The organism is Lyngbya aestuarii BL J (genome assembly GCF_000478195.2).
Classification (GTDB): Bacteria; Cyanobacteriota; Cyanobacteriia; order Cyanobacteriales; family Microcoleaceae; genus Capilliphycus; species Capilliphycus aestuarii.
Genome location: NZ_AUZM01000111.1, coordinates 1 through 14327, shown reverse-complemented (window position 1 = coordinate 14327; position 14327 = coordinate 1). Strand labels below are relative to the sequence as shown.

16 protein-coding genes are annotated in these 14327 nt (G+C 36.4%); 4 read left to right on the top strand and 12 right to left on the bottom strand.

Annotated features, from left to right (window positions below; translation table 11 throughout):
* Positions 1-246: carbohydrate porin (locus M595_RS25670; RefSeq protein WP_023069490.1), on the top strand; the 246-nt coding region annotated here is incomplete at its 5' end.
* A gap of 83 nt (positions 247-329) precedes the next feature.
* On the opposite strand, the gene M595_RS25665 is transcribed toward M595_RS25670, so the two are convergent.
* The 4 genes from M595_RS25665 to M595_RS25650 are packed head-to-tail and all read right to left on the bottom strand — an operon-like array spanning position 330 to position 4324.
* On the bottom strand, positions 330-1436 hold the full coding sequence (locus M595_RS25665) for an ABC transporter ATP-binding protein (RefSeq protein ID WP_023069484.1): 1107 nt from the start codon (positions 1434-1436) through the stop codon (positions 330-332).
* A 39-nt stretch (positions 1437-1475) separates the two neighbouring features.
* Complete coding sequence (locus M595_RS25660; RefSeq protein ID WP_023069486.1) at positions 1476-2558, bottom strand: ABC transporter substrate-binding protein; 1083 nt, start codon at positions 2556-2558, stop codon at positions 1476-1478.
* A 21-nt stretch (positions 2559-2579) separates the two neighbouring features.
* Positions 2580-3443 carry an ABC transporter permease gene (locus tag M595_RS25655; protein WP_023069487.1) on the bottom strand — a complete coding sequence of 288 codons (864 nt, stop codon included), beginning with the start codon at positions 3441-3443 and terminating at the stop codon, positions 2580-2582.
* The gene (locus M595_RS25650) at positions 3443-4324 is read right to left on the bottom strand and encodes an ABC transporter permease (protein ID WP_040484681.1); all 882 of its coding nucleotides are present in this window, start codon (positions 4322-4324) and stop codon (positions 3443-3445) included. The genes M595_RS25655 and M595_RS25650 overlap by 1 nt, the downstream gene beginning before the upstream one ends.
* A gap of 177 nt (positions 4325-4501) precedes the next feature.
* Here M595_RS25650 and M595_RS25645 point away from each other — a divergent pair, with 177 nt between their 5' ends.
* The 3 genes from M595_RS25645 (at position 4502) to M595_RS25635 (ending at position 7041) form a co-directional block, all read left to right on the top strand.
* Entirely contained in the window at positions 4502-5164 is a 663-nt protein-coding gene (locus M595_RS25645; RefSeq protein WP_023069489.1) for an RNA polymerase sigma factor, read from the top strand.
* Positions 5165-5317: 153 nt separating this feature from the next.
* Positions 5318-6301 carry a glycosyltransferase family 2 protein gene (locus M595_RS25640; protein WP_023069493.1) on the top strand — a complete coding sequence of 328 codons (984 nt, stop codon included), beginning with the start codon at positions 5318-5320 and terminating at the stop codon, positions 6299-6301.
* Between the two features lie 11 nt (positions 6302-6312).
* A complete protein-coding gene (locus M595_RS25635; RefSeq protein ID WP_023069479.1) occupies positions 6313-7041 on the top strand; it encodes a hypothetical protein in 729 nt (242 codons plus the stop codon).
* 245 nt (positions 7042-7286) lie between these two features.
* Here M595_RS25635 and M595_RS25630 read toward each other — a convergent pair whose 3' ends face one another.
* From M595_RS25630 to M595_RS25595, 8 genes are all read right to left on the bottom strand, one after another.
* Positions 7287-8228, bottom strand: a complete 942-nt coding sequence (locus tag M595_RS25630) for a tetratricopeptide repeat protein (protein ID WP_023069478.1) — start codon at positions 8226-8228, stop codon at positions 7287-7289.
* A 47-nt stretch (positions 8229-8275) separates the two neighbouring features.
* Positions 8276-8905, bottom strand: a complete 630-nt coding sequence (locus M595_RS25625) for an FkbM family methyltransferase (RefSeq protein ID WP_023069491.1) — start codon at positions 8903-8905, stop codon at positions 8276-8278.
* Between the two features lie 150 nt (positions 8906-9055).
* A complete protein-coding gene (locus tag M595_RS25620; RefSeq protein ID WP_023069485.1) occupies positions 9056-10672 on the bottom strand; it encodes a WcbI family polysaccharide biosynthesis putative acetyltransferase in 1617 nt (538 codons plus the stop codon).
* Between the two features lie 168 nt (positions 10673-10840).
* A complete protein-coding gene (locus M595_RS25615) occupies positions 10841-11545 on the bottom strand; it encodes a class I SAM-dependent methyltransferase (RefSeq protein ID WP_023069488.1) in 705 nt (234 codons plus the stop codon).
* A gap of 28 nt (positions 11546-11573) precedes the next feature.
* Positions 11574-11777: a hypothetical protein gene (locus M595_RS25610; protein WP_023069483.1), complete on the bottom strand. Its 204-nt coding sequence runs from the start codon at positions 11775-11777 to the stop codon at positions 11574-11576.
* 150 nt (positions 11778-11927) lie between these two features.
* Entirely contained in the window at positions 11928-12710 is a 783-nt protein-coding gene (locus tag M595_RS25605) for a sulfotransferase family 2 domain-containing protein (protein WP_023069482.1), read from the bottom strand.
* Positions 12711-12860: 150 nt separating this feature from the next.
* Positions 12861-13616: a tetratricopeptide repeat protein gene (locus M595_RS25600; protein ID WP_023069480.1), complete on the bottom strand. Its 756-nt coding sequence runs from the start codon at positions 13614-13616 to the stop codon at positions 12861-12863.
* Between the two features lie 98 nt (positions 13617-13714).
* Positions 13715-14327, bottom strand: a 613-nt coding sequence (locus M595_RS25595; protein WP_040484678.1) for a glycosyltransferase family 4 protein, incomplete at its 5' end; no start/stop codon positions are given.

Below are 14327 nucleotides of genomic sequence, written 5' to 3'. Positions count from 1 at the left end.
CCTGATTTGCTTAAAGAAGGGGACTTGGGCGGTATTATCGTGGGGATGCAACCGAAGGTCGTTTATCACACTCTCGATCGGTTAGAGGAGGAGAAAACGGGAATTCATATTGAAGCCCTGTATCGCTTCCAACTTAACGAATACATTTCTTTGATTCCGGCTGTTTTCATTATTACTGACCCTGAACATACCGATGAAAATGATACGATTGTTGTCACTACCTTTAGAACGACATTCCGTTTCTAAAACTAGCGGTTGATTTCAACAAAATTGTATTTCAAAACAATCAAACTTTAAACTATCGGTTTCTGAATACAGAAGCCGTTTTTTTATTCGGGTAAAAAACTGATATTTTCAGGAGAAACAAAAATATTAACGGTTTCACCAATAGCATACTGTTGAGTCTGATCGCGTTGTAGGTTTTGTTGACGAATAATCATTGAAGTATTAGGGGTTAATTTGACTCGATAACGGGTATCTGTTCCCAGATAAATGGCTTCTTCTATTATTCCCTGCCAATGGTTATGGCTTTTGTTTTCACGGAAAACAAGACTCGCTTTTTCAGGACGAATAACAATCGTTAAGAGTTGTCCGGAAAAGACTTCGGTTTGAGAAACCATAGAAACTGATAATTGTTCATCAACTAATAAGTTTATTTTACGCTTTTGGGATTGGGTGACTCGTCCCGTGAAAATATTACTTTCACCAATAAAGTCAGCGACAAATCGAGTTTTTGGATACTCATAAATCTCGACTGGAGTTCCCACTTGTAAGAGTTGACCCTGGTTCATTACCCCAATTCGATCAGACATTGTGAGGGCTTCTTCTTGGTCGTGAGTGACATAAATAAAGGTAATTCCTAACCGTTTTTGCATTTGTTTAAGTTCGAGTTGCATTTCTTTTCGCAACTTTAAATCTAACGCCCCTAAAGGTTCATCAAATAGCAAAACTTTAGGTTGTTTTACTAACGCCCTGGCGAGGGCGACTCTTTGCTGCTGTCCGCCGGAAAGTTGACGGGGATAACGATTTTGTAAGTCTACTAACTGTACTAATTCTAAGACTTCAGAAACTCGTTGACGAATGTCTGGGCGAGGTATATTTTCCATTTCCAGTCCGAAAGCAATATTTTGGCTAACGGTTAGATGGGGAAATAGGGCATAGTTTTGAAAGACGGTATTCACTGGACGATGAAAAGGTGGATGATGATTCATTGCTTGTTTATGAATATAAATTTCCCCTGATGAGGGGATTTCAAATCCAGCAATCATCCGCAAAGTGGTTGTTTTTCCACATCCTGAAGGGCCGAGAAGTGAAAAGAATTCTCCAGTTTTAATTTCAAGATTGAGAGAATCAACAGCTAATGTTTTTCGACTTGGTGTTCCTGGATAAAGCTTAGAAACATTGACCAGTTCAACTGCAAGATTAATAGAATTCATTGACGTGTAAATTGATCAGATTTAAAGGATAAGGTCATACTAAGTCCCAAAGTTTAATTTGACTTCGTTCCAAGCGTCATCATAGAGAATGGTTGCGTCTCCGACATCTTCAAGATACTGAAGTTTTGCAAAGACTTCTGGGGAGGGATAAATACCAGGATTTTCTAGATTTTCTGCTTTAATTAACTTTTGTTGGATAGCGATTTTATTCGGTGAAGCATAGTTGATAAAGTTAGAGACTTTTGCCCCAATTTCGGGTTCAAGGATAAAGTTAATAAACTGTTCGGCTAGTTGTTTATGGGGTGCATTTTTAGGAATAACCATGCTATCAATTGCAACCAGCGTTCCCTCTTGAGGAATAATATATCTTAAATCTGGATTTTCAGCCATGACTTGAAACAAATCACCGCTATATTCCATCGTCAGATCAACTTCACCTTGATTGAGAAGATTTTGCCCTGTATCGGGAACAAATGCTTTGATATTTTTCTGATTATTAATTAAAAATTCTTTGGCTTTTTCGATTTCTTCGGGATTCGTTGTATTGGGATCATAACCCAGATAAATTAGTACCGCCCCAAAGGTATGACGCATATCATCTAATAATGCTGCTTTTCCTGCAAATTTAGGGTTAAATAACGCCGCCCAACTGTTAATTTCGGCTTGGGTTGCTTTAATATTATAGCCAATTCCCATCGTTAACCATTGATAAGGAATGCTATATTGATTTTCGGGATCATACGGGGGATTGAGAAACTTTTCGTCAATATTATTGAGATTGGAAATATTACTTGTATCGAGTTCTTCAAGCAGATTTTCCGCAATCATGACTTTCACCATATAATCGGCTGGAAAAGCAATATCATAACCGGGATTTCCGGGCTTTAGTTTAGCGTAAAGGCTTTCATTACTATCGTAGGTATCATAATTTATTTTCACATTATATTCGTTTTCAAATTGAGTGAGAACTTCAGGGGCGATATAGGTAGACCAATTGTAAATATTGAGAACATTGTCGCCCGTTTGACCCGATTGTGATAGGTTAGAATTGCTGGCCGTGCAACCCAAGGGTAACAGTACACTAATGAGAAATAAAAGAACAAAAGTTAAAAATCGTTTCATTGTTTGACTCAATTTAATTTATTAAGGTTTTGTTGTCGGTTGAGTACGGTTAATTGTTAATGAGGATAGCACAAGAAGTAGGGATGCGAATAACATTAATGTAGAAAGGGCGTTAATAGCGGGAGTCACGGAAAGTTTGATCATTCCATAGACAAATAGAGGTAAGGTGGTGGCGCCAACTCCGGTATTAAAGAAAGTGACGACAAAATCATCTAAAGACAGGGTAAAAGCTAACAAGGCACCGCTAACAATTCCAGGTAAAATTAAGGGGAAGGTAATGCGGGTAAAGGTACGCCATTCATTCGCCCCGAGATCAAGGGCGGCTTCTTCTAAAGCTGGATCTAATTCAGCTAAACGCGCCCTGACAGTAATCATAACAAATGCAATGTTAAAGGTAATATGACCTAAAATAACTGAGGGTAATCCTAAAGTTAAACGAATTCCGGTGAGATTTTCTAGAATCCTAAAAATTAAGGTAAAAAAGACCAGTAAAGAAATTGCTAGGGTGATTTCAGGGATAATAATGGGAAGTAAAATTAACCCCGCAATAATTTGATCACCTGGAAACCGAAAACGTTCGAGGGCGAGGGCGACAGTTGTTCCTAATATTGTCGCAATTCCTGTAGAAATTACCGCAATAATTAAGCTATTATTTAAGGCTTGCCAAATTTCCACAGTGGAAAAGTTAGCGGTTATTTCAGTCGTTTTACCAAATAAACTCCAATACCAATCGAGGGTAAATCCTGTCCAAATCGCGTTAAATCGAGAGGTATTAAACGAGTAAATGACTAAAATTAATATCGGTAGATACAAAAAAGCAAGGGCAAGTGTTGCTTGTATCCATAGCCAGTATGTTCCGGGTTTTATTTGAGGTAATTTTATCATTAGTAGTCATTTGGATGAGATTGTAAATAAATCAAAATTGGAATTAAAATGACTCCCATTAAAATCATCGATAATGCTGAACCAAAAGGCCAGTTTCGGGCTTGTAAAAATTGATTTTGAATTAGATTTCCGACCATTAATGTTTTTGCTCCTCCTAAAATATCGGGGGTAATAAAAGCCCCGAATGCGGGAATAAACACTAATATCGATCCGGCGATAATTCCTCGTTGGGTTAAGGGAAAAATTACCCGCCAAAAACTCCAAAAATGATTTGAACCCAAATCCTGGGCAGCTTCAACGAGAGAAAAATCAAAACGTTCTAATGTTGCATAAAGGGGTAAGACCATAAAAGGTAGATAGCCATAAATTAAACCGATAATAACAGCAAATGGGGTAAAGAGTAAATCAATAGGTTCATCAATCAATTTTAAGCTGTCTAAAATAGAGTTGATCACACCTTCGTTCCCTAAAATTATAATCCAAGCATAGGTTCTGACTAAAAAATTTGTCCAAAAGGGAATAACAACTAAACCTAAAAGAATATTACGCCACCGTTCAGGACGAGTTACAATAAAAAAGGCTAAGGGATAAGCGATGATTAAACAAACAATAGTCGTTAAAGCCGCAAGTTGAAGCGATTGCCAAAATACACCCCCATACAAAGGACTGATTAAACGTTGATAGTTATCGAGGGTAAATATCCAGTTAATTCCACCATAGGTTCCCCGTTGGAGAAAGCTACAAACTAGAACAAAAATTATGGGTAAAACAAAGAAAATTAATAGCCAAATTGTGGTGGGTAAAAGGAGAATTAATAAAGTAGTTTGTTTGCGGGTTTCCACCGATTTAGGACTAGACTGATTTTGCGGTAACAAAGTCATTTCAATATATCACTTAAGATTCCGAAGGAGTGAGTAACTGAGGAAGGATAATTTAGGAGTAATCTCTACGGTGACAACCACATCCAAAGGGTGAGTAAAATTATGGCTTGATCTGTGAGAGCAAATGGGCTATGATTCAGCAGAGTTAAGTCTATTTTGAACAAATCTCTACTGATGGTGCAAACGCTTCATCTCTCCGAATCAAATCACCCCCTGGTGAAGTCGCTATCTCATCATAGCGATCAAGAGTTGCTAACGATGTTTCAAAATCATCCAGATCGAGGGAAATATTTTGTGACTATTTTCTGTCGTTATGCGCTGATTGTATACACATTGGTGAGTCATTCTGTGCGATCGCCTGTACAAGCTGAGTATTTATTTTCTCAGACTTGGCGACATATTTTTTATGAAATGCGAGGGTTGAACCTGCGCGAGTCTCAAGACATACAAGGGGAAGCAACCCTACAAAATTGGTTAATTAATATCACAGCAGTTTGTATTAATCGCGCTGAACTTCCTCCGGTTGAGTCGATTCAATATTCTCTCAAAGCCGCACCTTCGCCGTTGTGGTGTTATGTGGGACAAGCCTTAGATCAACTCGATCCATTGTTACGTTTGGCGGTTGTGATGGCGCAAACCTTTCATTGGAGTGAAACTCGGATTGCAGCCTATTTACAAGCCGAAGGAGAAGCAATTTCTCCCAATGAAGTTAAGGATGTTCTCAAACAGGGATATGAACAACTTCAGGGGAATCTACCTGAAGATATTCGCGCGATTTATTGGGATGAACCTCTAATCAATTCCGAACAAAATGGAAAGTCAGAAGTTCTTCAGTCTTAACTGAAAATAGCTTTTAATGCGTTTTTTTTACTAATAATGATAATGGCGCGAATATATTTTTAATATAAAGCAATGGTGATTCCCATTTTATCCTAATGGGTGGTGTTTTTTTGAATAATATTTGGAAGCTTCAACACTTGTACGTGGGATTTGATGGGATTGGTGATAGAGAAGCCAAGGGTTAGTGTAGTTATTCCCGTTTATAATTGTCCGGATTATGTCGGGCAAGCTGTGGAAAGTGTTTTGAATCAAACAAATTGTAACTGCGAAGTTATCATAGTCGATGATGGCTCAGAAGCCGAAACTCGCTTAAAGTTGCAGCCATACCGCAAGCAAATTCATTATCTGTATCAAGAAAATCAGGGGGTAGCAGCCGCTCGGAATCGCGGAATTGAAATGGCACAAGGAGAATTTGTGGCATTTTTAGACCATGATGATTTTTTCCTCCCCAATAAACTAGCGTTGCAGGTGAGTTGTTTTGAAGCTCAAGCGCAAGTCGGAATGGTTCACACGGGTTGGCGTCGGGTGAATCAAAAAGGGGAACCCATTCAGGATGTGAAACCTTGGCATTGGGTGCCAATATTAGATCTAGAAAATTGGGTGCGGTGGATGCCAATACTGTTGAGTGCCATGATGTTTCGTCGGGAATGGTTGCAGGAAGTGGGGGGATTGGATACGAAGTATAAACAAGCATCAGATTTGGACTTGGTGCAACGTTTGGCACTGATGGGTTGCGAAACCGCTTGGGTGCAAGAAATAACAGTTTGCTATCGCGAACACGATCGCAATGATTCATTAAATACCCCTTTACAAGCTGAGGAATCATGGCGAGTTCGAGACCAATTTTTTGCACGATCTGACTTGCCAATTGAGGTGCGTCGTTTGGAAAGGGAATGTCGTTATCGCACTCTAGTTTGGGTGGCTTGGCGGTTATATTGTACAGGGTATTTAGCCTCAATGATTGAGTATTTAGAAAAATCTTTGGACTATTCTCCTTATTCACTAACGAAAACAGTCTCAGATTGGCTAAAAAGTTTTACTCGATACGCGGATGAGTTTGGTTATGAATTCGATCCGATTACCTTAAGTCAATCAAAACCTTGGCAAGAAATGTTGAGTTCTTTAATGAAATCTTAGAGGTTAAAACCATGCAAAATCTGAAGTTAGAAGATCTCAAAACTGAGTTGGATCAGACTAAGGAAGAGTTAGAGCGATCGCAGTTGCAGTTGAATCAACTTTTGATTGAGTTGGAGCAGTCTCAGACTCAGTTGTATCAGATGCAGAGAGAAATGGAGGAGATGAAGTCGCAGAATGTGAAAGCGGAGGCGGATGAGACGAAAGAAGAATCTTCGCGATCGCAGGTGCAGTTATGTCAGCTTTTGATGGAGTTGGAACAGTCTCATACGGAGTTATTTCAGACGCACAGAGAACTGGAGGAGTCTGAGTCATTTAGAAAACAAATAAAGGTTGAGTTTGAGCAGACAAAATCCAACTTAGAGCAGACTTACAGGGAGTTGGTTGAAACCAAGTCGGCGTTTCTTCAAACTCAGGGTGAGTTGGATAGATATAAATTTGGAGAAGCGATCGCCAGTCAAATTATTTCAGAGAGAGAAAGGCAGTATCATCAGTTCGTGTGGGATGCTTGGTATGCCTATCGAAATGGGGATATTAATCAGATGGTTGATTGTTTACAAAAATCACTTAAATATACGTCTTTCTCGCGCACTAAAACGGTGTCTCACTGGCTAAAAAGTTGGAGTTATTTTTCTCTACAAAAGGGAGAAAAGTTTGAAGTTCGTAATTTAAACAGTCTTCTAGAGTGGAAACAGTTATTGCGACGGATGACAGTAGTTAAATCGAGGGCTACTAAGAAATAGTCCTGATTGCTTGGCGATATCTAAGAAGAGGGTGAAAGGTTTAGTTAGTTTCTGAAACAATTAATTTTGTACCCCATGCGTTTATCATCTTTATTCTCAAAGAAAGATTCCTCCGAGCTTATATAACTTCAAGATATAGATATAGCACACCTCAATGAATCGTAAATGGCTAGCGGGCGAGGATGCCCGCACTGTAGGCTTATTGGTGCAGCAAATTTCACAAATCAGAGAGGATTGCTATATATTTATTTAACTAGCTCTGCAAAAATACTGCCTGTGAGTTGATTCCTATCTGGTCCGGGTCGGTATTCTCGAAACTTGATACCTGAAACAGATCCATTTTTGGAATTGAACAGGGAGTGGCTGTAACCTACAATGCGAGCCATCTCCTCAATTATTCCTCGTGTAGGGACATTGACATGACCATGCTTTGTCCACTCCTCAGTGTGGACTCCCTCGAAGCCCTTAGAAAAGTCAGATCCTACTCTCATTGAATCTGCGATACAAGGTGTGTTAATTCGATGAATACATGAGGGTTTCAAAACTCGTCTGGCTTCTGCTAGCAGCAAAAACTGGTGCATTTGTGATAAATGCTCAAACAAATCTTGATGAAAAATAAAGTCTACAGAATTATCAGGAATGGGTAAGGCTTTCTCTAGCCAGGGAAACAGAAAGATGCGCTCGTGCATATTTCTAGAAATAGCATTTCTGGCTTTTGGAACAAGCAACACATCAATATTGAGAAAGTCTACAAAGGGTGTATCACCAAAGCCAAACTGGAGGTAGATTGGCAACTTCATAGATTGAAGTTGCTCTACCTTTGCTCTGAAGCGATCATTTTCTACTTCTGGTGTTCCAAAGTCTTCTGGTTTTAAATAATCTTCAGATGCGGCTCCCGCCTCATGCTTAAGGATAAGTCTGTCTAAAATGAATTGAAAACCATCTGGGTTGGGGTGTAATTCAACTAATTTTTGAAGACAGTCAATAGCACGGGGGTAATCTTTGTTGGCTTCATATAGTCTCGCCATTTGATTCAAGCAAGCTATGAATTTAGGATTGCTTTCGAGTGCTAAACTAAAACATTCTAAAGCAGCCTCTGTATCTCCAGCGTTTACGAGATCAAGTCCTTGTTGAAAATGGCTTTTAGATAGGTTCAATATCTTTTGTTGTTGAATATTTATAACCATAATTTTGAAATCTTATAAAAATTGATTGGTGTTGTTAACTCGCCCGGCTACTTTGCATACAGAGCGTCTCCCCAATTCTTACCATTCATAGCAAGGTTTTTTAACTTAAAACCGTAGAGCTTCAACAGACTATCTATTTGTTCATAAGTGCAGCCTCCATCATACAAAGGATATTCACTAACCTCGGCATAGACATAGCGAACACGCTTTAGCAATTGATGAGCGCCTTGAAGAACTTTTAGTTCAGCACCTTGAGTATCCATAACCAGCAGATCAAATTGCTCCCCAGCAAAACTCTCTTCAAGAATACTATCGAGTGTTCTAGTCAAAATTTTGAAGGAGTTTACATAAGAAATACCTGGATAAGACTGTTTTATAGATTCTCCTAACGGGAGCATACTAGAAGCTAATCCTCCCAAATTAGCTATGTTAAAAGTTACTTCATCGCCATTCACATCTGAGCAACAGTGTTGAACAGCATAATGAGATTTGTCAGCAGAAATTCGGGAACAAAGCTTTTCATAAACAGTTGGGATAGCTTCAATCCAAAGAACTATATCAGGATTCGCAGCCTGGTAAGCCTCAAACTCTTGACCTTCATTTGCTCCTACATGAATGATCCCTTTAGGAAGATCGTGACCTAACTTTTTCTCGATATACCACAATGGAAATGACATGAATATTAGTCCTAAATAGTATAAGTTTAAAAACCAACGATAGCAATAAAGTTTGGCAGCTTATAAGAATCAAAAAGTCTTCAATCTTCCCTCAAAAATTATCGCCATTTTTGATTAAATCCTCGTAATTTTTAGCAAAATATTTAAGTGTTAACAGTCAAATTTTAATTTTTTTTTGTGTAAATCGTGCATATGTAGTATTTTTACATCTTTTATCTTTCCATCATTTTTAAGATTTTGAATCATATTTGAACGAACATTATAGACAGTATTTGTAAAAATCTTCCTTTTGATTCCGTGTTGCTCACAAAATCTTTGAAAAATTAGTTGATTAAAAAAGAACTGGTCATTAACTCCAGGATTATTATAGTAGTCTTTGTCTAGAGTGGAGGAAGCCAACATTTTCTCTAACCAAGTGTTAAAAAATAGTTCTACTTTATCGGACTTTCGATACAATAGAACTCCAGTATTGTAGTTACCTTCACCTTCATAAGCCAGCAACTCTTGAGGCTTATCCTTTGCCCACATTGGGCCATTGGCTACACAGAGATCATACTCGTCTAGCCAATTAAACATCTCATCAATAGGTTGCAAAACCTGTGTATCAGTATCTAAAAATAGCGTTTTATCAAATGGAGATTTATACATAAATTCCACTTTAACTTGAAGCGGTTGTAACTCAGTTTGTATTGGTATGATGTAATCAAAGTAATCCTTGGGAAAATCCAGAAACTTATCAGATAAAACAGCAATAGGCAATTTAGGACAGTATTTTTTCAAACTGGCAGCGGAAAATATACACTCATGGACATATCTTAAGTTAGTACCAGTAATAATATAGATAACACCCGCCTGTTGATTTTCCTTTTTATCACTAAGGTTGTCCAGAATTTCATTGGGTTGGGATTTAAACAGCAATTCAGATTTCCTATATTTTTGATCTTGATCTATGTAAAGTTCTGCGTACTCGCTAAAAGTTAACTTCCTACCTAAACCTTTCAACGAGTATACCTCATTGGGTGTAATAAAGTTTAAGCCAAGTTTTTCTCGAACGCTAGGATATATGGGAACCTGCAAACCTCCTAAAACTTCTTTGTGAAAAGGCAGCACGTTTTCTGATAGTTTGGGCATATTGAGAATCTGAAGAATTTGATTTGCAACTTCACGACCAACCATATCTGTCGGATGATTGATTGTATGAAATAAACGATAGTTTTTGTAGTTCTGTCTAATAAATTCAGAGATCTTAACATCTGTATATTCTTCTCTTTTTGATATTTCGTTTAAAGTATATTCCAAGTTATCTATTAAGTCTTCATGGTTATAGAAGTCTAGTTTATTTATTCTTTGAATAATTTCTTCTTTAGGTACACCTTCCTCTATCATCTGATTTAGATTAGTATCTCCATAGGAAAACAAAGATTGTATATCACCCGTTATTTTGCTGTAAGGATTTGCTCCATGTTGCGGCCAATAACCTTTAAAATATAAACGTGGAAGCGATATACAAATACATTCTGATGGGAGTCTACTTAATATAGAGTTGGTGCTAAGTTCTCCATATTTATCGTCTAGAGGTTGGTATATGAACAGTTTTGCATCCTTTAATATATTGTCTGATATCTTAATCCCTTCTTTAATAGCCGTATGATTATGCGGAACTTTATCAAGCTCAACTTTGAACTCCTTCATAAATTCGTTTGACAGCTTTAGAAATTCAAATATTAATCCTCTTTGACAATTTGTATACATTAAGCTCAAGGTCATTTTTTGATCTCCGTTTTCAATTGTATTTAAAAAGTATTCGTTACTGCAAAAAATATGCATATACTCAATCGGCTTATTTTTATTGTATTACAAGCCAAATACTTTGAATTAAATAAGCGATTAAATTATACATTTTTTTTTCATTTAAGTCAAAAATAATTATTAAATTTAATTCAAACTTCCCTTTAGGGAATACCATATTGAAGCTCCTCCCCCTGGATATTTTCCTCGCATCAATTTTTTTGTTTCTTTGGGAAAAAATTTGTAAAAATATATGCTGGAAAATAAAACTTCTACCTTTGGATTATCTAACATATAGGCATATAACAAATATTGTTCTGTCCAGGTAATATGCTTGTCAATTATTTGATCGGAATCAAATGGAAATGGCAACTTAACATCGTGAGTATGAACAATTACATCTTTTTTTATTTCTGGAAGCATTTTCAGATAAATATACAAGCAATCACTTCCATTCTTAACTGTGTGAGTTGAATCAATAAAAACTATATCACTGTTGTCTGTATATCCCAAAAGTTCAGAAATTGGAATATCTTGGATAAACTTAGTGACAATATTCTTCACTTCGCTAATTTGATGTAGAAATGGCTTGGGATAAGGTTCAATCAGAACTAAGTTTCCATTACCATTTTTCTGAAGAGCTTTACTAGCAACCAATGTCGAATATCCAGATCCTATTTCTAAAATTTGATTGGGCTTAAAATGCCTAATAATACAGTAGTAAGCCATAGCATCACTGTATGAAAATGCAGGATTCTTCCAGAAAAAGCTTTTTGGTGAATCTAGATCTCCAAATTCAGGAGGGTCAAATTCATCAGCATAAATCTGAATCTCTTCCAAGAAATGAATCATCTTTTTTTGATCAAAAATCTTCTCAGAATTAAAAGGCCCTTTTTAGATCTCGATACTCAAAAGAATTTTTAACTTCCTCTATAGTTGGTATTTCTGAATAAAATCTTGCTGGAATAATATGAATTCCATGTTTTTGTATTGCCTGCTTAGTTGCTCTATCACACCAAAGAACTTTTTTTGCAAGTTTAATTAATAAACTGAGTTCATCTTTGGTAATTTCTTGATTTGTCATTGTATTTTCTCCAAATTTATTTAAAAAAAAAGCAAAATACCGTTAAGAAGCTAAAGTGTATTGACCGTGACTATTAATAAGTATTCTAAACTTTTGTTATAGGATTATAAAAAGTCGATCATTTTTTGCTTCTCAACTCTGCTTTCATTTTCAAGGCTCTACTAACTCTAATTCCTCTGCTAACTTTTCAGTTAGAACTCTATCCCCTACTCGCCATAACATTTTATCTAGTTTATTCCCTTCTTCTAGTTCATTTACCATTTCCTCTCCTAACACTGCTGCAAGTTTATTCTTGATTTCCTCTTCTAGTTTGACTTCTTTTTTATTCGTAACATTGAGAAAGGTATATTCGAGATTTATCCCCGGATAATCTTGAACCAAGATTTTATTTGCTAATTCCAGAGTTTCTTCATATCTTTCTACCGTACCAACCACAGCAGTACCCCTTATATTTTGAAGAGCTATTTTTAAATCCTGTTCTGTTGGAATTTTACTCCCTTCACTTTTATTCTTTCTTGCACAATAATAAGTTTGATAATTGCATAACATCGTTGGTGTTTTATCCAATCTCCATCTTACATATCCCTTAAAGTCTAATTCCTTTGCCTTGATTGCTCCTTCCGTTTGAGCATTTTGTTTCTTCTCAAACTTATAAATTGACTCGACCCTCGCCAATGGATTTCTTAATAAGATAATAGATAAAGTTTGATAATCCTTTCCTTGAGGAGTCGGCATACAGATATGATGCCCCGATATTGCTAAGGCTTGAGGATGTTCTAAAATAAAGTTTTTCAAGTCATCTTCTGTCACCATTTTACTTTGTGGTAATTCACATTCAAAATATTTGTCTTCAAAATATTTTTTCAAGGCATATTGTAAGGATGTCCCTGCATTTTTAAAGATGTGATGATGAATTAAGATTGTTCTTTTCATGTTTAACTCAAGATTTGAGATGATCTAGTTGAGAGTAATAAATACTTGGTTTGGTGGTTGGGCTGATAATGATGTATTTATTTAATCTTATACATCATGGGTTTTGAGAAATCAGAATGATTTTGATTTTTTAAAATTAAGTCATAATACTCAAGTACATATCGTCAATAGATTTTCTATACTTTTACCAGATAACTGAGGAAATTCAGACTCAATTTTCAACATTTTTTCAAAGTATATGATAGCCTGATCTCTATCACCATTTTTAGCTAAAGCTTCTGCAAGATTGTAGTGAAATAAAGCTGAATTCGGATTAAGTTCAACAGCTTGATGATGGTGAGGGATTGCTTCTTGATATTTTCCTTGCTTAACTAAGGCTTCTCCTAATATAGAGTGAGACCAAGGAAATGTTGGATTTAAAGTAATAGCCTGTTGGTAACAGTTAATCGCTGCTTCTAACTCCCCTTTTTTCTCGAATTCTTTCCCCTCTTTCAAATATTCTCCTGCTGTTTTACTCCGTTTCAGGTTCAAATCTATTAATAGAAAACCTAAATCTCTTGCATCCTCACCCAAACCTTGTTGTTTCGGATTGAATATTTTTTCACTAACTACTTCTACTCGTATGGGCTGATAACCCGGTATAACTACAGGGATTAAAATATCAAAAGCTTGATTTCCAGGAACACTTATTTCCTGAATCTCTTGATTAACTTTCAGTGTAATATTGTTCCCTTCTGGAAAATGTTTGGGAAGATATCCCTGTAATTTAACTTCTTCGATAGGATATTCACTCTTTAGCATAAAGCTAAACTTTTTACCGATCCACATATCATCAAACAAACCCATGACTTCACTAATTTGTTTGACTGAACCTTTAATGGGAACTTTGATTTGATTCTCTTGCATTTACTTATGTCCTCCGAGTAAATTTTTAGTTTTCCTAGACAAATAACTTCAGGATAATTATTAGCTCATTTTTGGATCACAATAGTTTACCGAGTATTTTACTCAAGTTTTACCTTTGTTTTAGAAACACCTATACTTGTTAAAAGTTTCTCAAATTTATAAGTTACAGCTTCCATTGAATATTGACTCGATATAGTCTCAAGTGAATTTTGAGAAATTTTTCCCCAAAGTTGATTGTCTAAATACAAATTAGCGACCTGTTGAGCAAAACTTTCTGCGGTATCCCCAATTAAAACATCATAATCATCTTGAATTCCCATTCCTTCTGCGGCAATAGAAGTTGCGACTACTGGCAAACCATAACTAAAGCTTGTTAAAATTTTTCCTTTAATTCCTGCACCATATCTTAAAGGAGCTACTGAGAGTTTGCAGTTATTAAAATACTCCGAAATATCGGGTACATGACCTGTGATGATTACATCCTCAGATGATAAATTCAAAATTTCTTCCGGGGCTTTACTCCCGATAACAAAAATTTTAATATCATTCACTTGTTGCTTGATTAGAGGAAACACATCTTGCACAAAATAAAGCACTGCATCTACATTTGGAGGATGTTGGAATCCACCTATAAATAAGATATTTTTTCTGTCCTCAAATCCTTTAGCTGCACCATATATATCTCTGGGCATATTAAAAAATTCTATATTT